At 71.3% G+C, this 20760-nt stretch carries 15 protein-coding genes; 4 read left to right on the top strand and 11 right to left on the bottom strand.

The window, feature by feature from the left end; genetic code table 11:
* Positions 1–271: 271 nt before the first annotated feature.
* Together BM362_RS49940 and BM362_RS16210 are read right to left on the bottom strand one after the other, a co-directional pair.
* Positions 272–4414, bottom strand: coding sequence for an AAA family ATPase (locus BM362_RS49940; RefSeq protein WP_093573676.1), 4143 nt, complete (start codon positions 4412–4414; stop codon positions 272–274).
* Positions 4415–4530: 116 nt separating this feature from the next.
* Entirely contained in the window at positions 4531–6579 is a 2049-nt protein-coding gene (locus BM362_RS16210) for an acyltransferase family protein (RefSeq protein ID WP_093573675.1), read from the bottom strand.
* Positions 6580–6940: 361 nt separating this feature from the next.
* On the opposite strand from BM362_RS16210, the gene BM362_RS16205 reads away from it, so the two are divergent.
* Positions 6941–7459, top strand: a complete 519-nt coding sequence (locus BM362_RS16205; RefSeq protein ID WP_067590816.1) for an amino-acid N-acetyltransferase — start codon at positions 6941–6943, stop codon at positions 7457–7459.
* Positions 7460–7463: 4 nt separating this feature from the next.
* On the opposite strand, the gene BM362_RS16200 is transcribed toward BM362_RS16205, so the two are convergent.
* The 3 genes from BM362_RS16200 to BM362_RS16190 form a co-directional block, all read right to left on the bottom strand.
* Complete coding sequence (locus tag BM362_RS16200) at positions 7464–7871, bottom strand: hypothetical protein (RefSeq protein WP_232791923.1); 408 nt, start codon at positions 7869–7871, stop codon at positions 7464–7466.
* Positions 7872–7915: 44 nt separating this feature from the next.
* Positions 7916–10471, bottom strand: a complete 2556-nt coding sequence (locus tag BM362_RS16195; protein WP_093573673.1) for a DNA translocase FtsK — start codon at positions 10469–10471, stop codon at positions 7916–7918.
* Between the two features lie 74 nt (positions 10472–10545).
* On the bottom strand, positions 10546–10923 hold the full coding sequence (locus tag BM362_RS16190; protein WP_093573672.1) for a hypothetical protein: 378 nt from the start codon (positions 10921–10923) through the stop codon (positions 10546–10548).
* Positions 10924–11163: 240 nt separating this feature from the next.
* On the opposite strand from BM362_RS16190, the gene BM362_RS16185 reads away from it, so the two are divergent.
* The 3 genes from BM362_RS16185 to BM362_RS16175 are packed head-to-tail and all read left to right on the top strand — an operon-like array spanning position 11164 to position 13621.
* The gene (locus tag BM362_RS16185; protein ID WP_167545333.1) at positions 11164–11973 is read left to right on the top strand and encodes a lysophospholipid acyltransferase family protein; all 810 of its coding nucleotides are present in this window, start codon (positions 11164–11166) and stop codon (positions 11971–11973) included.
* A 47-nt stretch (positions 11974–12020) separates the two neighbouring features.
* Positions 12021–12635: an NAD(P)H:quinone oxidoreductase gene (wrbA, locus tag BM362_RS16180; protein WP_067590803.1), complete on the top strand. Its 615-nt coding sequence runs from the start codon at positions 12021–12023 to the stop codon at positions 12633–12635.
* Between the two features lie 41 nt (positions 12636–12676).
* The gene (locus BM362_RS16175; RefSeq protein WP_093573670.1) at positions 12677–13621 is read left to right on the top strand and encodes an EamA family transporter; all 945 of its coding nucleotides are present in this window, start codon (positions 12677–12679) and stop codon (positions 13619–13621) included.
* 211 nt (positions 13622–13832) lie between these two features.
* On the opposite strand, the gene BM362_RS16170 is transcribed toward BM362_RS16175, so the two are convergent.
* From BM362_RS16170 to thyX, 6 genes are all read right to left on the bottom strand, one after another.
* On the bottom strand, positions 13833–15530 hold the full coding sequence (locus tag BM362_RS16170) for a ribonuclease J (protein ID WP_067590797.1): 1698 nt from the start codon (positions 15528–15530) through the stop codon (positions 13833–13835).
* Positions 15527–16540 carry a 4-hydroxy-tetrahydrodipicolinate synthase gene (gene dapA, locus BM362_RS16165; protein ID WP_067590794.1) on the bottom strand — a complete coding sequence of 338 codons (1014 nt, stop codon included), beginning with the start codon at positions 16538–16540 and terminating at the stop codon, positions 15527–15529. The genes BM362_RS16170 and dapA overlap by 4 nt, the downstream gene beginning before the upstream one ends.
* 113 nt (positions 16541–16653) lie before the next feature.
* Positions 16654–18156, bottom strand: coding sequence for a serine/threonine-protein kinase (locus BM362_RS16160; protein WP_067590792.1), 1503 nt, complete (start codon positions 18154–18156; stop codon positions 16654–16656).
* 84 nt (positions 18157–18240) lie between these two features.
* Positions 18241–19482, bottom strand: a complete 1242-nt coding sequence (locus BM362_RS16155; protein WP_067590789.1) for an Nramp family divalent metal transporter — start codon at positions 19480–19482, stop codon at positions 18241–18243.
* Positions 19483–19582: 100 nt separating this feature from the next.
* Complete coding sequence (locus BM362_RS16150) at positions 19583–19981, bottom strand: ACT domain-containing protein (protein ID WP_067590786.1); 399 nt, start codon at positions 19979–19981, stop codon at positions 19583–19585.
* A 10-nt stretch (positions 19982–19991) separates the two neighbouring features.
* The gene (gene thyX / locus BM362_RS16145) at positions 19992–20750 is read right to left on the bottom strand and encodes an FAD-dependent thymidylate synthase (protein ID WP_037812497.1); all 759 of its coding nucleotides are present in this window, start codon (positions 20748–20750) and stop codon (positions 19992–19994) included.
* Between the last annotated feature and the right edge of the window lie 10 nt (positions 20751–20760).

Below are 20760 nucleotides of genomic sequence, written 5' to 3'. Positions count from 1 at the left end.
CCGAGCCGCGTCGCCTCAGCCCTGTTACCCGTCCGCACAGGACACTAACGCCGTCGAAATGCCTGTTTGATGCCCATTTCACTGTTTCTTCCCCGGCTTGCACCGCCGCACCGGCCCGACAAGAGCCTGGCGGGCCCGCCATTCGCTTCGGCCGGTGCCGACGCGCCTCAACCGCACCCGGTGCGGCGGCTCAAGTCAGCAGGGGACGCAGAGTCCCTCAAGGGCCCCTCGCGAACCTGCGAGCCGCCCGGCACAAGCCCCCGGCACGAGCTCACCCCGCGGCGGACACGTCCGGAACCGTCAGCAACGTCAGCTCCGCGTCGTCCAGCGCCTCCAGGTCGACGTCCGGGCCGGCCAGCCGCATCGCCTGCGCCCGGATGGCGCGTTCGAGCAGGCCGCGGGCCGAACGGCCGTTGGCGAACCCCGTTCCGCGGTCGAGTCCGGCCATGAATCCGGGCAGCGCTTCGGCGAGCCCGGCGTCGAGCCGGTAGCCCTGTTTGCCCGCCATGGCGGTGAAGATCGCGGCCAGCTGGGCGTCGTCGTAGTCGGCGAAACGCACGGTCGCGCCGAAGCGGGACCGCAGGCCCGCGTTCGCGTCGAGGAAGCGGTCCATCTCCGCCGGGTAGCCCGCGGCGATCACGATCAGGTCCTCGCGGTGGTTCTCCATCTGCACCAGCAGTTCGGCGACCGCCTCACCGCCGAAGTCGGTGCCGTTCGAGTAGTTCTGGACCAGGTTGTACGCCTCGTCGACGAACAGCAGCCCGCCGATCGCCCGCTCGCACGCCTCGCGGGTTTTCGGCGCGGTCTGGCCGATGTACTCGCCGACCAGATCCGGCCGCGCGACCTCGACGAGGTGCCCGGACGGCAGCACGCCCAGCTCACGGTAGAGCTGACCCATCAGGCGCGCGACGGTCGTCTTCGCCGTGCCCGGATTGCCGGTGAACACCAGGTGCCTGCTGCGCGCCCCGACCGGCAGCCCGGCCTTGCGGCGGCGCGCGTCCAGCCGCGTTTCCGCGACCAGCGCGCGGACCTGCTCCTTCACCTCGTCCAGGCCGATCATGCCGTCGAGTTCGGCGAGCAGGTCCTCCAGTCCTCGGCGCGGTCCGGCGTCGTCGCTGACCGCCACCCCGGCCTCGCCCGGCAGGTCCGCGGCGACCAGGACGGCCAGCTGGTCCGGCGGCGTGTCCGGTGCGGCGGCGAGTCTGCTGGACTGCCCGCTGATCGCGGCTTCCAGCAGGCCGCGCGCGGACCGGCCGTTCGCGAACCCCCGGCCGCGCGGGATGCGGCGGATCGCTTCGGGCAGCGCCGAGGCGAGGTCGGCGGACAGCTCGTAGCCCTGGCTCTTCGCCAGCACGGCGAAAATCCCGGCGAGTTCTTCGTTGGTGTAGTCCGGGAACTCGATCCGGCCGGCGAACCGCGACCGCAGGCCCGGGTTGGACTCCAGGAACTCGTCCATCTGCTTCGGATAGCCCGCGACGAAGACCACCAGGTCCTCGCGGTGGTTCTCCATCTGCACCAGCAGCTCGGTGACGGCTTCCTTGCCGTAGTCGTCGTTGTCGTCGCGCACGAGGTTGTACGCCTCGTCGATGAACAGCACGCCGCCCGCGGCCCGTTCGCACACTTCGCGGGTCTTCGGCGCGGTCTGGCCGGTGAACTCGGCGACGAGATCGCCGCGGCCGACTTCGACGAGGTGCCCGGACGGCAGCACGCCCAGCTCGCGGCAGATCTGCCCGACCAGCCGCGACACGGTCGTCTTCGCCGTGCCCGGATTGCCGGTGAACAGCAGGTGGCGGCTGCGGACGGCGACCTTCATGCCCGCGTCGCGCCGCCGTGCGTCGACGGCCATCTCGTCCACCATGGACCGCACGCGCTGCTTCACCGAGCCGAGCCCGATCATCGCGTCCAGCTCGGCCAGCAGTTCGGGGAGACTGCGCCGCGGTCCGGAGTCGTCCACCGCGCCCACCCCGGATTCGCCGGGACGGGGCAGGTCGGCGGCGACGAGCGTGACCAGGTCCGCGCCGCCGTCGGTGGTCAACCGGGTGGACTGCTTGCCGATCGCCGCTTCCAGCAGCACCCGCGCGGACCGGCCGTTCGCGAAGCCGCGGCCGCGCGGGATCCGCCGGACCGCCTCGGGCAGCGCCGCGAGCAGGTCCGCGGACAGCTCGTAGCCCTGGCCCTTCGCCATCGCACGGAAGATCCGCGCCAGCTCGTCGTTGGAGTAGTCCGGGAACTCGACGGACCCGGCGAACCGCGAGCGCAGGCCGGAGTTGGACTCCAGGAAGGCGTCCATCTCCTTGGGGTAACCGGCCGCGAAGACCACCAGGTCCTCGCGATGGTTTTCCATCTGCACCAGCAGTTCCGCGACCGCTTCCCGGCCGAAGTCGTCGTCCTTGTCGTTCACGAGGTTGTACGCCTCGTCCAGGAACAGCACGCCGCCGACGGCCCGCTGGACCGCCGCGCGGGTCTTCAGCGAGGTCTGGCCGACGTACTCGCCGACCAGGTCGGTGCGGGTCACCTCGACGACGTGGCCCTTGGGCAGCGCGCCGAGCGCCTGGTAGATCTTGCCGAGCAACCGGGCGACGGTCGTCTTCGCCGTGCCGGGATTGCCGGTCAGCAGCAGGTGGCGGCTGCGCACCGCGACCTTCATGCCCGCTTCCCGGCGCCGCGCGTCGATCGTCATCTCCGACGTCAGCGAACGGACCCGCTCCTTGACCTCGGCGAGGCCGATCATCCCGTCCAGCTCGGCGAGCAGCTCCTCGATCGAGGATCCGCCGCGCTGGCCGGCCGCGGCGACGAGCGGCTCGATGTCCGGGTGGCCGATCTCGATCCGGGCGCCCGGCATCGCGCCCCGGCTGATCGCCTGCCGCGAGGCCGCGTCCAGCAGGGCCTCCACCGTGCGGGCACTGGGTTCCCCGGCCAGTGCGGCGAGCCGGTCGCGCACGTCGGCGGGCAGGCCGAACGAGCGTTCCCGGGCGAGGACGTCGAGCAGCGCGGCCGCCTCGGCGGGCCGATCGAACCGGGGCAGCCGGTACTGCAGCATGTTCTGCACCAGGTCGGGGGCCTCGGTGCGGAGCTGGTCGAGAACCTTTTCGGTGCCGTCCAAGACGATCAGGCGGCAGCTGTCCTGGTCGCGCGCGTAATTGCGGAGCAGCCGGACGGTGCCCGCGGCGTCCTTGCCGAAGAGCGCGTCGACCCGCTCAGCGAGCATGAGCGCGGAGCCGCCGTTTTCGATTTCGTTGATCGTCGCGGGCACCGAACGTTCGACCGGGTCGTCGCCGTACTCGGCGATCAGGGCGGCGCAGTCGAAGAACTCGGCGTTGTCGAAGCCGACTTCGGCGTCGGCCAGCGACGCCTTCAGCGCCCGGGTGAACCGGCGCTGGCCGGTGTTCGCCTCCCCCACCAGCAGGATGAACGGGTTCGGCTGCTTGGTGCCCGCGGTCGTCCGGGCCGCTTCGCGCTTCTCCCATTCGGCGTAGGCCTGCTGCCACTCCTCGTAGGCCTTTTCGTAGCGGGACTGCTCCTTGCGCTGCCACATGCGGTTGCCCGCGGCCAGCAGGTCGAGCGTGACCGACCGGCTGTGCCGCGCCATGTCGCCGAGCACGGTGTCGCCGGAGCCGTCCGAACCCGGCCGTTCCGGTTCGGGCGGCGGCGGTTCGCCGGCGCCGTTCGCGGTGCCGTGCCGGGTGGCGTCCGCCCAGGCGACCACCCGGGTGGCGCGCGTGACGAACTCGGCCATCGAGTCGGTCCCGGCGACGAACATCCCCGTCCGGCCCAGGTTCTCCACCCGGATCCGCGGCGGCCGGGCGGGATTCGGCACCGGGGCGCTCGCGGGAACCGGCGGCGCGGAAGGCGGGGTGGCGGGCGGCGACGGAGGTCCCGAAAGCGGGGCGGGCGGCGGGACTTGCCCGGACCAGTCCGGCGGCTGCTGGTACCCGGGCCGCGGCGGCCGGTAGCCCTGCGGAGCGGGAGGCGGGCCGCCGAATCCGTTCCCCTGCGGCGCGGCGGGTCCGGGGTATCCGCCGGGATAGCCTTGCGGTCCGGCGTACCCCCCGGGATTGCCGTGCGGTCCGGCGAATCCGCCCGGGTTGCTCTGCGGGCCCGGATACGGCTGCCGGGGTCCCCCGGCGCCGGGACCGGGGCGGCCCGGCTGGCCGCCGGGGTACTGCTGCGGCGCGCCGTACCCCGGCGCGGGCGGGCCGGGAGAGGGCGGCGGCACGAGACGGGCGGCGCCGCGGTAGCCGGGATCCGCGGGCGGCGGCGTGTACTGCCAGGTCCCGTCCGGCAGCCTCCGCTGCCACGCCTGGCCGGGGACGAGCAGCCATCCGACGCCGTCCGGGCCGGTCAGCGCGGCCGTCCGGCCCGCCGCCGCCTCGGACTGTGCGGCCTGGAATGCGTCCCACCCTGCGCGCGTCAAAAAGACCAGCTCCCCCTCAGGTGCCCGTGCGGCGAACCCGCCGCCCCATTGTGCCCAACCCGGGACGCTCCGCGACGGCTAGCCGCCGAACTCGTCCTTTCCCGCTGCGCGCGCGGTCACCACCCCAGGGCTTGTTTGAGCTGTTTGACCGCGATCGGCGCGAGCGTCGTGTTGAAGGTCGCGGACGGGTGGTTGTCGTCCATGTAGACCAGCACGTTGCCGACGACCGCGCGGCAGCGTTTGTCGTCGCAGTAGTAGTCGGTGAAGTCCAGGAACGTCACGTTGTCCGGAACGTTCCCGACCTGCTCCCACGACGGTTTCGCGGCCACCGCCGCGGACCGCGGCACCGAGCACGACGGGTCGGTCGGGCTCTTCTGCGCGACGCAGCTGGCCATGTTGAACGTGTAGCGCGGGTTGTCGCGCACGGCGACCACCGGGATGCCTGCTTCGTCCAAAGTGGACCAGGCGTCGACGAAGCCCTTCGGCGTCGTCTCGTTCGGCCCCGGCTTGGAGTTGATGGTGCCGAGCATGATCACCGCGTCCGGCCGCGTGTCGAGCAGTTCGTCGGTGACGGCCTTGTTCCAGTCGAGGCAGGGCTGGTCGCCCGGCATCAGCTCGGAGCCGGACGAGTACGGGCACGCGCCCTTCAGCATGGTCGAGACCTCCCAGCCGTCGGAGGTGACCGCGGGGCGGAACGCGGCGAGGAACTGCTGGATATGCGAATCCCCGACGAGCACGACCCGCTTCGTCGGCGGGCCGTCCGGGGATTCGGTGCAGATCTGGAGTTCTTTGTTGCGCGGCGAGATCGAGCACTGGTCCGGGGGTGTGCGGGCCCAGTCGTCGGCCAGCTTCACCGTGGGCGGCACGATCGACGGCGACGGCGCGCCGCGGTAGACGAAGCCCTGCGCGTGCGCGACCGCGCCCGGGTGGTCCGGGTCGCCGATGGCGATCTCGTAGTTCGCCCGCGCGCTGCTCACGCCCTGCCAGACGCCGCTGCCGACGAGCACCGGGGCCAGCGCGAGCACGCCGAACCGGTAGGCGCCCCACCGTTTCGCGGTGCCGATCTTCGACAGCCGGATCGGGTTCTCGATCAGGTGATAGGTCAGGATCGAGAGCAGGAACGACAGGCCGACCACGAACGTGCCGCCGAGCAGGCCGACCGCCACCCGGTCGCGGACGATCAGGTAGAACACCAGCACCGGCCAGTGCCACAGGTACAGCGAGAAGCTGAGGTTGCCGACGTAGCCGAGGAACTTCGAGCTGAGCCAGCGGTCCGCGCCGAGCACGCTGCCGGTCTGCCCGGCGACCAGCACCAGGCCCGCCGAGAGGGTCGGCCACAGCGCGATCCAGCCGGGGAACACGCTGTCGACGTCGAGCAGCACGCCGCACAGCACGAGCCCGGCGACGCCGGCCCAGCCTGCCGCGATGCGCAGCAGCCGCGGCAGCGTGACCTGGTCGAGGAACATCGCCATCAGGCCGCCGAGCGCGAATTCCCACACCCGGGTGAGGCCGTGGAAGTAGGCCAGCGGCTGGTCGGCCGCGGTGAGGTACACCGAGTACGCGAGCGAGGCGGCGAACAGGACGATCAGCAGCAGGTTCACCGTGCGCCGCAGCGACCAGCCGAGCCGGCGCACGAGCAGGCCGAGCCCGACGAACAGCAGCGGCCACAGCAGGTAGAACTGGCCCTGGATGGACAGCGACCAGAAGTGCTGCACCAGGCTCGCGCTGTTGTGCTGGGCGAAGTAGTCCACCGAATCGGCCGCGAGCTGCCAGTTCTCGTAGAACAGCGCCGACGCGACGACCTCGCGGATGGTCTGGAACCAGCGGTCCTGCGGCAGCAGCAGCTGCGACAGGACCACGACGGTCAGCAGCACGGTCATCGCGGCCGGGAAGAGCCGTTTGATCATCCGGCCCCAGGTGGCGCGCAGCTCGATGCGGCCGCGCAGCAGCGCCCGGTAGAGCTGGCCGGTGATCAGGAACCCGGAGACGAGGAAGAACACGTCGACGCCGCCGGAGATCCGGTCGAACCACACGTGGTAGACGACGACCAGCACCGAGGCCAGCGCCCGCACGCCCTGCAGCTCGGGCCGGAACCGGGCTTGCGCGCTCGGCCCGGCGGGAGGTTTGCCGGGCCGTTCCGGGGCGGCCACCGTGGTGCCGGACATGCAGGTTCCTCCCGAGGGCCGGCAGCGGGCCGGGCCGCCGACTACTGGTCATGTGCGCCCACTAGCTATACGTGACGGCTCGCGGCGTCACGCATCCGGGGTCCCCCGATGGAGCCGCTCGGCCACTGCCCGGGACTCAACGTGCGGCTGAGGCGCGGTGGGTGCCGAGCCAGCAGGGCTGGCCAGCCCTGCTGGCCGGGAGCGGGCTTGCGAGAACCAGAGCCAGCGGATGACGGATCGCGTATTTCGCCGGCTTCGGCGTCCTTGTCCGACGCTGAGCAGCCGGTGTGGCCACCCGGCTTGAGTCCCTGACATCGAGCCGCTCGGCGCGGCCGGTCCTCGCGGTCGTTATCTTGACCAGGTGCCCGATTCCCCCTCTCCGTCCGTCCGCCGCGCGCGGATCGCCGACGTCCGCAAGATCAAGGCCCTCGTCGATTCCGACGCGGGCCGCGTGCTCCTCGAAAAAGATCTGGTCACGCTCTACGAGGCGGTGCAGGAGTTCTGGGTCGCGATCGACGAAGAGAACGGCACCGACGACGTGCTGGGCGCCGCCGCGCTGCACGTGCTGTGGGAGGACATCGGCGAACTGCGCACCGTGGTGGTCGACAAAGCCGCGCGCGGCCGCGGGATCGGCCGCGCGCTGGTCGGCAGGCTCGTCGAAGAGGCCCGAGAGCTGGGACTCAAGCGGCTGTTCGTGCTGACGTTCGAGACGTCGTTCTTCTCCGCGCACGGGTTCGTCGAGATCGACGGCGCCCCGGTCTCGCACGAGGTGTACGAGGAGATGCGACGGTCGTTGGACCCGGGCGTCGCGGAATTCCTCGACCTGCCCTACGTCAAGCCGAACACGCTCGGGAACTCGCGGATGCTGCTCGAGTTCTGAGTGCTCAGGAAAACCGGACGAGGATGTGGTTGCCCGACCCGTCCACGGCGGCGAGCTTCACCGTCGTACCGGCGAAGGACGTCGCGTCCGGGCCCTGGCGGCCGGTGTGCAGCTGGACGGACGTGTGCTCGCCGCGGCCCGGTTCGGTCAGGACCAGCGCGACGACGGCCTCCCCCGCCACGAGGCACCGCTGGCCCGGCTTGCAGCGCGAATCCGAGACCAGCTGGCGGTAGCGGACGGTCAGGTCCCGTCCGGCGACCTGCACCTCCTGGCCGGGCGTGAGCGCCACGTTCCCGCCCGGCTCCGCGGCGGGCGGGCGCGACGGTGTCTGCGCGACGGCGGCCGGGCCGCCCGCGCACCCGGCCAGCGCGGCGGCCGTCCCGATACCCAGTGCGAGCTTCTTGAGGTCCATGCGCACTGGACGGGCCGGACGCGCCGCCGGGTTGCACGAGCGGCTCAGAAGTCTTCGTCCTCGCCGCCGGCGGGCGATCCGCCCGCGTCGGAGCCGCCGCGGATCATGAACAGCACCGACTCCAGTTCCTCCGGCTTGATGAGCACGTCGCGGGCCTTCGAGCCCTCCGACGGGCCGACCACGCCGCGGCTTTCCAGCAGGTCCATCAGCCGTCCCGCCTTGGCGAAGCCGACGCGGAGCTTGCGCTGCAGCATCGAGGTGGACCCGAACTGCGACGTGACGATCAGCTCGGCGGCCTGCAGCAGGACGTCGAGATCGTCGCCGATGTCCGGGTCGATCTCCTTCTTCTCGCCCGCCTTGGCGCTGGTGACGCCCTCGTTGTAGTCCGGCTGCGCCTGTTCCTTGGCGAAGTTGACGACCGCGGCGATCTCCTCGTCGCCGACGAACGCGCCCTGGATGCGGACCGGTTTCCCGGCCCCCATCGGCAGGTAGAGCGCGTCGCCCATGCCGATCAGCTTCTCCGCGCCGGGCTGGTCGAGGATGACCCGCGAGTCGGTGAGCGACGACGTGGCGAACGCGAGCCGCGAGGGCACGTTCGTCTTGATCAGGCCGGTGACGACGTCGACCGACGGCCGCTGCGTCGCGAGCACCAGGTGGATGCCCGCGGCACGGGCCTTCTGGGTGATCCGGACGATCGCGTCCTCGACGTCGCGCGGGGCGGTCATCATCAGGTCGGCCAGCTCGTCGACGATCGCCATGATGTAGGGGTAGGGCTGGTACTCGCGTTCGCTGCCCGGCGGCGCGGTGATGTCGCCGGAGCGGACCTTGGCGTTGAAGTCGTCGATGTGCCGGACCCGGTTGGCCTGCATGTCCTGGTAGCGCTGCTCCATCTCCTCGACGAGCCAGGCCAGCGCGGCGGCGGCCTTCTTCGGCTGCGTGATGATGGGCGTGATCAGGTGCGGGATGCCCTCGTACGGCGTCAGCTCGACCATCTTCGGGTCGATCAGGATCATCCGGCACTCGGCGGGCGTCGACCGGGCCAGCAGCGACACCAGCATCGAGTTCACGAAGCTGGACTTGCCGGAACCGGTGGAACCGGCGACCAGCAAGTGCGGCATCTTCGTGAGGTTCGCGGTGACGAACTCGCCCTCGATGTCCTTGCCGAGCCCGATCAGCATCGGGTGGTTGTCCTTGACCGTGGTCGGCGCGCGCAGCACGTCGCCGAGGCGCACCATCTCGCGGTCGGAGTTGGGCACCTCGATGCCGACCGCGGACTTGCCCGGGATCGGGGCCAGGAGGCGGACGTTGTCGGTGGCCACCGCGTAGGCGATGTTCTTGGTCAGCGCGGTGATCTTCTCGACCTTCACGCCCGGGCCGAGCTCGACCTCGTACCGGGTGACCGTCGGGCCGCGGGTGAAGCCGGTGACCTGCGCGTCGACGTTGAACTGGTCGAGGACGCCGGTGATCGCCTCGATCATCTGGTCGTTGGCCTTGCTGCGGGACTTCGGCGCGTCGCCGAGCTTCAGCAGGTCCGGCGGCGGGAGCGCGTAGTCGCCCTCGACGGTGCGGGTGACCGACAGCGCGGGTTCCGGAGCCTTCTTCGGCTTCTTCTCCGGCGCCTCGGCAGGCGGCGCGACCGGCTTCGGCGGCCGGATCGGCGTGGCCGGCTCGGCGAGCGCGGCGTCGATGTCGAGCTGCTCGCCGTCCTTGCCGGCGCTGGCCTGGCGACGGCGCGACGGCTTCCGCAGCCGGACCGCCTTCGGGCCGGCCTCAGGTCCGGGTTCGGGCTCTTCGTCGTGCTGGCCTGCCTCGTAGTCGGCCAGCTCCTGCTCGTCGAGGCCCCAGGTGCGCAGGCGGTGCGGGATGTCGCGCACCGGCGTGCCGGTGAACACGAGCACGCCGAACAGCAGCGCGAGGATCAGCAACGGAACCGCGACCCAGGTGGTGACGCCCTTGGTGAGCAGCCCGCCGGAAAACGCGCCGAGAACGCCGCCCGCGTACATGCGGCCGTCGTTGGTGTCCGGGAGCGCGGTGAAGATGTGCAGCATCCCGAGCACGGACAGGACGACCAGCAGCGTGCCGATCACCATCCGCGGCCGGGTCTCCGGACTCGGTTCGGACCGCATCAACGCCACGGCGACCACGAGCAGCACCAGCGGCAGCGTCACCGCTCCCGCGCCGAGCACCGTCCGCGTCGCGACCTCGACCCCGGCCCCGATCGGCCCGGCCGCCCGCCACCAGACGCCGACCGCGGCGACGATGGCCAGCGCGATCAGCCCGAGCGCAAGCCCGTCACGACGGTGCTCGGCCTCCAGCTCCCGCGTGCGCCCGACCGTGCGGGCCAGCGAACCGACGCCCTTGGCGACGAGGTTCCAGGTGCTGCGCACGCCGCGCCCGAACGCCCCGTTCTTGCGCCGGGGGGCTGGGCGCCGGGCGCTGGACGTCCGTGGCCGGGCGCTGCTCCGCCCCCTGGCCGAACCGCCTTTTGCCGGCCTGCTCGACGCAGCCGCCCGCGACTTCGCCGGCGCAGGCGAACTGCGCGCCGGTGCCTTCCCGCCGCTTCCCGCAGTGCTCCGCTTCCTCGTCGCCGACCCAGCCATGCCTCCACGGTAACGGGCGAGGACCGATAGTCACATGTGCCACTCGCGGCGCAGGCGAAACAATCGTCTCCAGATCACCGTCGACGGCGGCTCTCCAGCAGGTCGGCTGCCTCGACCAGCTGTGCGGCCAGCGCACGAGCCGCGCCGGGAGTGAACCAGCCCGCTGTGCCGCTCGCATCGTCTTCCGAATCTGCCAGCAGACGCACGCCCGCCGACTCGGCACCGTCCTCTTCCTTGGCCCAAGCTTCCGCCTTCGCCGATGGCGCCGGGTCTCCTCTCCCGCGGGAAACCCCGATCACGTAGTCAGCGAAAGACCCGCGGTCGTGCCGTCCGGGAGACTGGTCATCGCACCACTCCGCATGATGGAACCCCCGGTTCAGCACCGCCCTCTCCACCTCGGCGAGCGCTACGAGATCGGACAGCTGCGCATCGTCAGTGCCTTCTTCCCTCAACTGGCGAATGGCGGACCACAAAGCACTCCACCGTGATGAAGCCAGGGCACGCACCGGGTCGAACCCAGGACGTTGAACGAACTCGGAAGCAAGAGCCGAGCCAGGCATCCGGCACCTCTCCGCATCACGACGGGAGAGGCGGCTTCGTCTCCCGGGCAGACGCTAGTGCCGATCCGGTGCCGACCGGCAGGGAGAACCACCCGATCAGGTGCGATTTGCCACTCGTGAAATGCTCTGCTCATGTTCGCGCTCCAGCAGGACGAGGCTCCGCGCCGTGCCCCCGCGATCTGGCGGACGATGCTCACCCTCGACCGGGGGCTGGTGAACCTGGTCGGGCGGCTCACCGTCACCGGGTCGGTGCCGCGGGAGCTCCGGGGCAGGCCGTTGCTCATGGCGGCCAATCACATCGGCGTGTTCGACGCCTTCGTGCTCATGGCGGCGTGCAAGCGGATCGGCCTCAATCCCCGGTTCATGCTCGCCGGCGGGATTCTCGACGCGCCGGTGATCGGCCCGGCGCTCAAAGTGAGCGGGCATTTGCGCGTGGACCGGGCCAAGGCGGCGACCGCGGTCGGGCAGTTCGCCGAGGCGGCTGAGGCGTTGCGGACCACGCGCGAGCCGATCGTCGTTTATCCGGAGGGGCGGATCAGTCACGACCCGGGGCTGTGGCCGGAGCGCGGCAAGACCGGGGCGGCGCGGCTCGCGCTCGCGGCGGGGGTGCCGGTGATCCCGATCAGCCAGTGGGGCGCGCACGAGGCGGTCTACTGGGGCACGGAGACCGTGCACGGGCCCGCGGATCTGCTGCCGCTGGCGAAATCCGGGTTGAGCGCGCCGTTGCGGCGGCCCCGGTTCAAGGTGCATTTCGGGGCCCCGGTGGACCTCTCCGAGGTCGAGCCGGAGCGGCCGGGCGCGGGCGTTCGCGCGCACGCCAAGATCATGCAGGCCATCACGGACGGCCTGGTTCCGTTGCGCCGCCACGAACCCCTTCGTCCGCGCTTCCACGACCCGACCCGGCCGACCGACACCGTCAGTCCCTGGAAGCCGCAGCGCTGAGTCCGGATCGTGGGACGCCTCGCCGAGCCGGGCTAGGGTCACGAGGTGTGAGCACCCGCATTCTGGTCGTCTACTACAGCGCCACTGGCAACACCGCCGCCCTCGCCGGGGCGCTCGCCGAAGGGGCGGGCGAAGCCGGGGCGGAGGTACGCGTCCGCACCGTGGCCGAGACCGCGCCGCCGGAAGCGATCGCCAGCAATCGGCGTTGGCAGGGTTGGGTCGATTCCGGGCCGCACCACGAAACCGCCACGCTGGCCGATCTCGAATGGGCGGACGGGCTCGCACTCGGCAGCCCGACCCGGTTCGGCGGACCCGCCGCACAGTTGAAGTCCTTTGTGGACACCACGGGCGGCCTGTGGGCGCAAGGGAAACTGGCCGGCAAGGTGGCGACGTCGTTCACCTCGGCCTCCACCGCGCACGGCGGCCTCGAAGCGACCGTGCTGGCAATCAACAACATCTTCTATCACTGGGGCGCGATCGTCCTCCCCCTCGGCTACGCGGACCCGCACCTGCTGGAGTCCGGCAACCCCTACGGCGGCTCGTTCGTCTCGCGCGCATCCGCGGCGCCGGACGACACCGCACTGCAGGCGTTGCGGATTCAGGGGCGGCGGCTGGCGACGATCACGACACACGTCGCGACGGGCCTGAAAACCGGGGAATAACTTAGTTTCGTTCGGTCGCCCCGCTCCGTAATGTCCCGAGCGTGACCACCGAACTCCCCGTCCTGGAACAACCCCGGGCGATCCACCGGGGCCGCGGACTCTCGCTCGTCCTGCTCGCCGCGGTCTTCTTCAGCACGTCCGGCACGCTCGCGAAGCCGGTCATGGGCGCGGGCATGACGCCGGAGCAGGTGGCGGTGCTGCGGATCGGGACGGCGGGAGTCCTGCTGCTGATCGGCACCGCGCTCTTCGCGCCGCGCACGCTGCGCGTCCGGCGCGGGGAATGGCCGATGCTGCTGGCGTACGGCGCGCTCGGCGTGGCCGGTACGCAGCTGCTGTATTTCATTGCCGCGCAACGGATCCCGGTCGGCATCGCGATCCTGCTGGAGTTCCTGTCGCCGGTGCTGATCGCGTTGTGGGTGCGCGTGGTGCGGAAGAAACGGCTGCCGCGCATGCTGTGGTTCGGGATGGCGATCGCGCTGGCCGGGCTGGCGCTGGTCGCCCAGGTCTGGCAGGGACTGCGGCTCGACGCGATCGGGCTGCTGGCCGGGATCGGCGCGGCGCTCTGTTCGGCCGGGTACTTCCTGCTCGGCGAACGCGCGGTCGCCGAGCGCGAACCGCTCGGGCTGGTCACCTGGGGCATGGTGATCGGCGGGGCGCTCGTGAGCGTCACCGCTCCGCCGTGGACGCTGCCGCTGGGGATGGCGGGCCAGACCGCCGCATTCGGACCGTGGACCCCGCCGCTGTGGCTGCTGCTGCTCGGCCTGGTGGTGCTGTCGACGGCGATCCCTTACGTCGCGGGAATCTCGGCGCTGCGCCACCTGCCCGCCTCGGTGGCGAGCGTCGTCGGGCTGCTCGAACCCGTCACAGCGGCGGCGTTCGCGTGGGCGCTGCTCGGCGAAGCGCTCGCCTGGCCGCAGGCGGTCGGCGCCGCGCTGCTGCTCGGCGGCGCCTACCTGGTCCAACGGCAGACCGCGGCGGTCGCCTGACTCCCTCTCCGGGTGGAGCCGGGAACCAATCTTCAGCGGGATGTGTCCTGTCCGCGGACCAGCCGCACTGGAGCGAGCCGCACGAGACACCCGGGGGATCTCATGGACCACCGACCGAGCCGGGCCGGCCAGCGCGGAGCCCGCGACGCGCTCGCCCGCCAGGCAGCGATCGTCATGATGGCGTTGCTGCTGGCGGGCGCGCGGCGCTGAGTCAGACCGGGATGACCGTCGGCACGATCATCGGCCGCCTGCGGTAGGTGTCGGCGACCCACCGGCCGACGACCCGGCGCACCGCCTGCGCGATGCGGTGGGTGTCGGTGATGCCCTCGGCTTCCGTCCGCGCCAGCTCCATCTCCACGAGCGGCACGACGGCGTGCAGCGCCTTCGGGTCGTCGGAGAACCCGCGGCCGGAGATCGTCGGGCTGCTGACCGCGCGGCCGGTGTTCGAGTCGACCACCACGGTGATCGCGATGAACCCGCCCTCGCCGAGCACCAGCCGGTCGGACAGAGTCGACTCGCCGACGTCGCCGACGGACAGCCCGTCCACATACACGTGCCCGACCTCGACCCGGCCGGTGCGCGAGGCCTTGCCGTCGACCAGGTCCACGACCACGCCGTCCTCGGCGATCACCACGTTGTCCGGCGCGACGCCGGTGCGGATGGCCAGTTCCCCGTTGGCGCGCAAGTGTTTCCACTCGCCGTGCACCGGCATCACGTTGCTCGGCCGGACCGCGTTGTACAGGTACAGCAGCTCGCCGGCGGACGCGTGCCCGGACACGTGCACCTTCGCGTTGCCCTGGTGCACGACGTTCGCGCCGAGCCGGGTCAGGCCGTTGACGACGCCGAACACCGCGGTCTCGTTGCCCGGGATCATCGAGCTGGCCAGCACGACGGTGTCGCCCGCGCGGATCGAGATCTGCCGGTGCTCGCCGCGGGCCATCCGCGACAGCGCCGAAAGCGGCTCGCCCTGCGAACCGGTCGACACGAACAGCACCTTGCTCTCCGGCAGGTTGCTCGCCTGGTCCAGGTCCACGAGCAGGCCTTCGGGCACGTCCAGCAGGCCGAGTTCGGCCGCGATGCCCATGTTCCGGACCATCGACCGGCCGACGAACGCCACCCGGCGGCCGTGCCGGACAGCGGCGGCGAGCACCTGCTGCACGCGGTGCACGTGGCTGGCGAAGCAGGCGACGATGACGCGCTGGTCCACGCGCCGGATGACGTCGTCGAGCACCGGGCCGATGTCGCGCTCGGGCATGACGAACCCGGGCACCTCGGCGTTGGTCGAGTCCACGCAGAACAGGTCCACGCCCTCGTCGCCCAGGCGCGAGAAGCCCGCGAGGTCGGTGAGCCGCCCGTCGAGCGGCAGCTGGTCGAGCTTGATGTCGCCGGTGTGCAGCACGACGCCGGCCGGCGTGCGGATGGCGACCGCGAGCGCGTCCGGGATCGAGTGGTTCACCGCGAAGAACTCGAGGTCGAACGCGCCGACCTTGCGCTTCTCCCCCTCGCGCACCTCGATCAGCTTCGGCCGCTGGCGGTGTTCCTTGGCCTTGGCCGCGAGCAGCGCGTTGGTGAAGCGCGAACCGTAGATCGGGACGTCCGGGCGCAGCCGGAGCAGGAACGGGACGGCTCCGATGTGGTCCTCGTGCCCGTGGGTGAGCACGAGGCCGTCGATGTCGTCGAGCCGGTCCTCGATCGCGCGGAAGTCGGGCAGGATCAGGTCGACGCCCGGCTGGTCGTCCTCGGGGAAGAGGACGCCGCAGTCGACGATCAGGAGCCTGCCGTCGTATTCGAAGACGGTCATGTTGCGCCCGACCTCGCCGATGCCGCCGAGCGCGACGACGCGCAGGGCTCCCTCGGGAAGGGCGGGCGGGAGGTGCGTCGGGCCGGGTCCGGCGGGAAGTGAGGTCACCGGGGCATTGTCCCAACGCTGGTGTGCGAGGTGGGGGCGGTGTAGGCCGCCTGCGAATCTGCTTGTGCCACCCGTGCACCATGCCAGTCCGAGGCCGCGCTGTCCTCCAGCGGCACGCCGCCCTGGGCGAGATCGGCCGCGATCTGCTCCAGCTGGTCGTCGAACGGGGCCACGATCGGCAGCCGCGGGTCGCCGATGTCGAACCCGCGCAGGCGCAGCGAAGCCTTGCTGAACGCGACGCCGCCGACGCGCGACATCGCCCGCAGCACCGGCAGCATCCCGCGGTGGTTCGTGCGCGCGGTGGACGTGTCGCCCGCCTCGTAGGCCTCGATCATCGCGCGGATCCGGCCCGCCACGACGTGCCCGACCACGCTGACCACGCCGACCGCGCCGACCGACAGCCACGGCAGGTTCAGGCCGTCGTCGCCGGAGTAGTAGGCGAGGTGGGTGTTCGCGATGACCTCGGAGCCGGCGATCAGGTCGCCCTTGGCGTCCTTCACCGCGACGATCCGCGGGTGCTCGGCCAGCCGCTGCAGCGTGTCGACCTCGATCGGCACGATCGAGCGCGGCGGGATGTCGTAGAGCATGACCGGCAGCTCGGTCACGTCCGCGACCGCGGTGAAGTGCGCGTACAGCCCGGCCTGGCTCGGCCGCGAGTAGTAGGGCGTGACGACGAGCAGGCCGTGCGCGCCCGCCTCGGCGGCGGCGTGCGCCTGCTCGATGCTGTGCGCGGTGTTGTTGGTGCCCGCCCCCGCGACGACGGTCGCGCGGTCGCCGACCGCCTCGACGACGGCGCGGACCAGGGCGGTCTTCTCCTGGTCGGTGGTGGTCGGGCTCTCGCCGGTGGTGCCGTTGACGACGAGGCCGTCGTTGCCGAGGTCCACGAGGTACTCGGCCAGTTCCTGGGCCCGCTTCACGTCCAGCGCCCCGGCCCGGTCGAAGGGGGTCGCCATCGCGGTGAGCACGCGGCCGAACGGACGTCCGGGCGCGGCGGCAGGTGAGGTGGACATGGCCACGACGGTACCTCGTCGAACCGCCGAACCCGGCCTCGACCTGGTGTGGCATGCGGCAACTTCGGAGAATTTCCGCCGCCGCGCCGGTTCGCCCGGAACTTCTCGCGCGGCTACTTGACCTTGGCGGTGATCTGCGCCGGGATCTGGTCGTTGTTCGAGCGCGAAAGGACGCAGTAGACCTCGCGCTCCGGCCCGCCGCTGCTGTCGCTCTCCGGCTGCAGCTGCCACTCCTGCTGGGTCGGCACGATCGCCCGGTAGGTCAGTCCCGCGCGCTGCTGCTCGGGCACCACCGCGGAGTGGAACGCCGCCGCACACCGCGCCTCCGCCGCCTTGGCGACCACGTCGAGCCCGGGGTACGGGGCGACCGCCGAATCGGAGTCGCTCCAGCTCTCCAGCGGAATCGGATCCCCGCTGGCGTAGATCTCGAGCGTGTGGTTCTTCTTGCAGTCGACGTTGTTGTCCGAGCTGATCACGACGCCCGGCTGGACCACGGCGTTGTAGCAGATCGAGGAGGAGGAGATCGACGTCTTGAGGTAGCCGTCCGGACCGTAAGTGACGGTCTCGGCCTGCTGCTCGTCCTTCTTCGGCGACCACACCGGCTTGCCGAGGAAGAACCCGCCGGCCAGCGCGGCGATCACCAGCACCGCGATCGCGCCCGCCCACCAGCCGCGGCGGATCTTGCTTTCCGGCTTCGCGGCCGTCCGGGTCGGCTGTCCGCCGACGCGGGTCTCCTGCTGCGGCAGCACCGCGGTGGCCGGACGTTGCTGCGGACCGGTGGCGTGGGCGAGTTGCGCCCGCGCCTGCGTCGCGGTGAGCCGCGCTTCCGGGTCCGCCACCAAGAGGCCGAGGATGACCGCGCCGAGCGGCCCCTGCACGCGGGTCAGGTACGGCACTTCGGTCATGATCGCGTGCAGCGTGGCGGCCGTGGTGGGGCGTTCGAACGCGACGATTCCCTCGACCGCGAAGTACAGCGTCGCGCCGAGCGACCACAGGTCCGATTCCGGCATCGCCTCGCGGCCTTCGACCCGCTCCGGGGCCATGAACGCGGGCGAGCCGACGATCATCCCGCTCGTGGTGAGCCGCGGGTCGTCGATGGCGTGCGCGATGCCGAAGTCGGTGAGCTTCACCCGGCCGTCCGGCGCGACCATGATGTTGGCCGGCTTGACGTCGCGGTGCACGATCCCGGCAGCGTGCGCGGCCTGCAGCGCCGACAGCACCCGCTCCCCGATCACCGCGGCCTGCTGTTCGGGCATCGGGCCGTACGCGCGCACGAGGTCGGCGAGAGTGGGCGCCTCGACCAGTTCCATCACGATCCAGGTGGTGCCCTGGTCGGTGATGACGTCGTAGACCGTGACGACGGCCGGGTCGTTGAGCCGTCCGCCCGCACGCACCTCGCGGAGGATCCGTTCGGAAAACACCGCGGCGCCTTCGGCTTCGGGCAGCCGCAATTCCTTGATCGCGACGTGCCGCCCGATCACCTGGTCCTGCGCGCGCCACACGATGCCCATGCCGCCGCGGCCCAGTTCGCCGAGCAGCAGGTAGCGGCCGGCCACCACGCGGCCGGCGGGGGCCGTGCGGTTCGGGTCGTGCGGGCGGGTCTGTTCGTCGGTCACGGGGTCGGGCTCCTCGGTCGGCTTCGCGCAGATGCTAGTCCGACCGTCCGGCAGCCTCGCCGGTTCCGTCCGGCCGGGACTGCTTCAGCCGGTGAAGGTGAGCACGATCAGCACGACGTTGAGCAGGATGATCACCGCCGCGACGACGGCGGCGAGCACCGTGGTGATCCGGCGGTTGACGTCCGGGCCCATGACTCCGCGGTCGGCGGTGAGCCGGATCAGCGGCACGAGCGCGAACGGGATGCCGAACGACAGCACCACCTGCGAGACCACCAGCGCGGCACTCGGATCGGCGCCCAGCGCCAGCACGACAATCGCCGGGGCGAGCGTGACAAGCCGACGCACCACGATCGGAATCCTCTTGCGCAGCAAGCCTTGCATGATCATCGCACCCGCGTACGCACCCACGGATGTCGAGGCCAGCCCGGAAGCGAGCAGGCCGATCGCGAACAACAGCGCGACCCCTGGCCCGAGCGCGGCGGCGACCGCGCCGTGTGCGCCTTCGATGGTGTCGACGCCTTGCTGGCCTTGGAGATTCGTCGCGGCCACAAGAAGCATGCCGAGGTTCACCGCGCCGGCGAGCAGCATCGCGAACCCGACGTCGTAGCGGGTCGCCCGCAGCAGCCGCCGGCGCTGCCCGGGTTCCGGTTCGCCGTGCCGGTCGCGGACCAGCCCGGAGTGGAGGTACACCGCGTGCGGCATCACCGTCGCGCCGAGCATCGCCGCCGCGATCAGCACGCTGTCGCCGCCGCTGAAGCGTGGGATGAGGCCGTTCGCGATCCCGGCGGCCGACGGCGATTCGACGAACAGGCTCGCCAGGAACCCGACCGCGATCACCACCAGCAGACCGGTCACGACGCGTTCGAACGGGCGCTGTCCGCCGCGGTCCTGCACCGCGAGCAGCACCAGCGACACGAGCCCGGTGACGAGCCCGCCGGCGACCAGCGGGAGTCCGAAAAGGAGGTTGAGCGCGATCGCGCCGCCGACGACCTCGGCCAGGTCAGTGGCGACCGCGACGATCTCGGCCTGCGCCCAGTACGCGAGCCGCGACCGGCTGGACAGCCGGTCGCGCAGTGCCTCCGGCAGCGACTGGCCGGTGACGAGACCGAGCTTCGCCGACAGGTACTGCACCAGCACGGCCATCAGGTTCGCCGCGACGATCACCCACACCAGCAGGTAGCCGTAGCGCGCGCCGGCGCTGACATTGGCCGCGACGTTGCCCGGGTCGACGTACGCGATCGCGGCGACGAACGCCGGTCCGAGCAGCGCCCAGCCCGCCCGCAGCCGGGCCACGCCGCGCGGACGTGCCGCTTCCGCCACCGCCATGTGCGCCCACTCCCTGATATCGGTAACCCCAACTCGAAGTTTAGGCATGCCGAACTTTACCGGGCAAGGGTGTGCTGCACCACGCCACTCCTGCGGACGGTCAGGCAGGCAAGAGCACTTCGTGACCGGCTTCGCGGAACGCCGCCACCGCGCGGTCGAGGTCGTCCGAGCGCACCAGGATGTGGTCGGTGTCGAAGGTGGACAGCGAGAACAGCGCGACGCCCGCCGCCGCCAGCTCCGAGGCGAGCGCGGAAATGATGCCGGTGAGAGTGAATGCCAGCGGCCCGCGCACGGTGAACAGCCGCCAGCCGTCCTCGACGGTGCCGCCCTCGGGCTCGCGGCCGGTCGGGCAGATCACCGACAGCTCGTCGGGCGTGCGGGTGACCGAGACGAGCGCGGGCTCGCCGGGTTCGAGCAGCTCCGCGGGAACGGCGGCGTCGGCGGGCAGCCGCACGACCGAGAACGGGGCGGGACGGAGGTCGATCGTCAGGTGTTTCATCAGTGCGTTGTCAGCCTTCCAGCACTTTCGGGCTCGACGCGATCTCGGTGCCGTCGGGCAGGGTCGAAATCGTGAAGTCGGCGAACACGTTGGCCGCCGCCTTGTGCAACTGCCGCAGGCATTCGATGGCCAGCGAACGGATCTCGACGTCCGCGTGCTCGGTGGCGCGCATCGCGATGAAATGCCGCCAGGCGCGGTAGTTGCCGGTGACGACGATGCGGGTCTCGGTCGCGTTCGGCAACACGGCGCGGGCCGCCTGGCGGGCTTGCTTGCGGCGCAGGGTGGCGCTGGGCGTGTCCGCGAACTTCTCCTCCAGCCCGGCGAGCAGCTCGTCGTACGCGGCCGCGCTCGCCTGCGTGGCCTTGACGAATTTCTCGTGCAGCACCGGGTCTTCGGCGATGACGTCCGGCTCGACGAACTCCGCGTCGCGCTCGGGAACGTAGCGCCGGGACAGCTGGGAGTAGGAGAAATGCCGGTGCCGGATCAGCTCATGGGTCAGCGAGCGGGAGATCCCGGACAGGTAGAAGGTGACCGATCCGTGCTCCAGCACGGCCAGATGGCCGACGTCGATGACGTGCTCAAGGTACCCGGCGTTGGTCGCGGTCGCGGGATTCGGCTTCTCCCAGGACTGGTAGCAGGCGCGCCCGGCGAACTCGGCGAGCGCCTCGCCTCCGTCGGCGTCAGTGGACCAGGGCACGTCCTCGGGCGGGAAGAACTCGGTTTTCGCGATCAGCTGCACCTTGGGCGGCACCGGTCTCGCTCCCCTCATGTCGGCTCCG

The sequence above is a fragment of the Amycolatopsis rubida genome (assembly GCF_900115345.1).
Classification (GTDB): Bacteria; Actinomycetota; Actinomycetes; order Mycobacteriales; family Pseudonocardiaceae; genus Amycolatopsis; species Amycolatopsis rubida.
The sequence above is the reverse complement of the archived record's forward strand: the minus strand, read 5'-3'. Positions and strand labels throughout refer to the sequence as shown.

Coding starts and splice junctions, on each gene's coding strand:
- BM362_RS16210 (WP_093573675.1), bottom strand. CDS start 6,579: ATGTCCGGCACCACGGTGGCCGCCCCGGAACGGCCCGGCAAACCTCCC.
- BM362_RS16200 (WP_232791923.1), bottom strand. CDS start 7,871: ATGGACCTCAAGAAGCTCGCACTGGGTATCGGGACGGCCGCCGCGCTG.
- BM362_RS16195 (WP_093573673.1), bottom strand. CDS start 10,471: ATGGCTGGGTCGGCGACGAGGAAGCGGAGCACTGCGGGAAGCGGCGGG.
- BM362_RS16185 (WP_167545333.1), top strand. CDS start 11,164: ATGTTCGCGCTCCAGCAGGACGAGGCTCCGCGCCGTGCCCCCGCGATC.
- dapA (WP_067590794.1), bottom strand. CDS start 16,540: ATGTCCACCTCACCTGCCGCCGCGCCCGGACGTCCGTTCGGCCGCGTG.
- BM362_RS16155 (WP_067590789.1), bottom strand. CDS start 19,482: ATGGCGGTGGCGGAAGCGGCACGTCCGCGCGGCGTGGCCCGGCTGCGG.
- BM362_RS16150 (WP_067590786.1), bottom strand. CDS start 19,981: ATGAAACACCTGACGATCGACCTCCGTCCCGCCCCGTTCTCGGTCGTG.
- thyX (WP_037812497.1), bottom strand. CDS start 20,750: ATGAGGGGAGCGAGACCGGTGCCGCCCAAGGTGCAGCTGATCGCGAAA.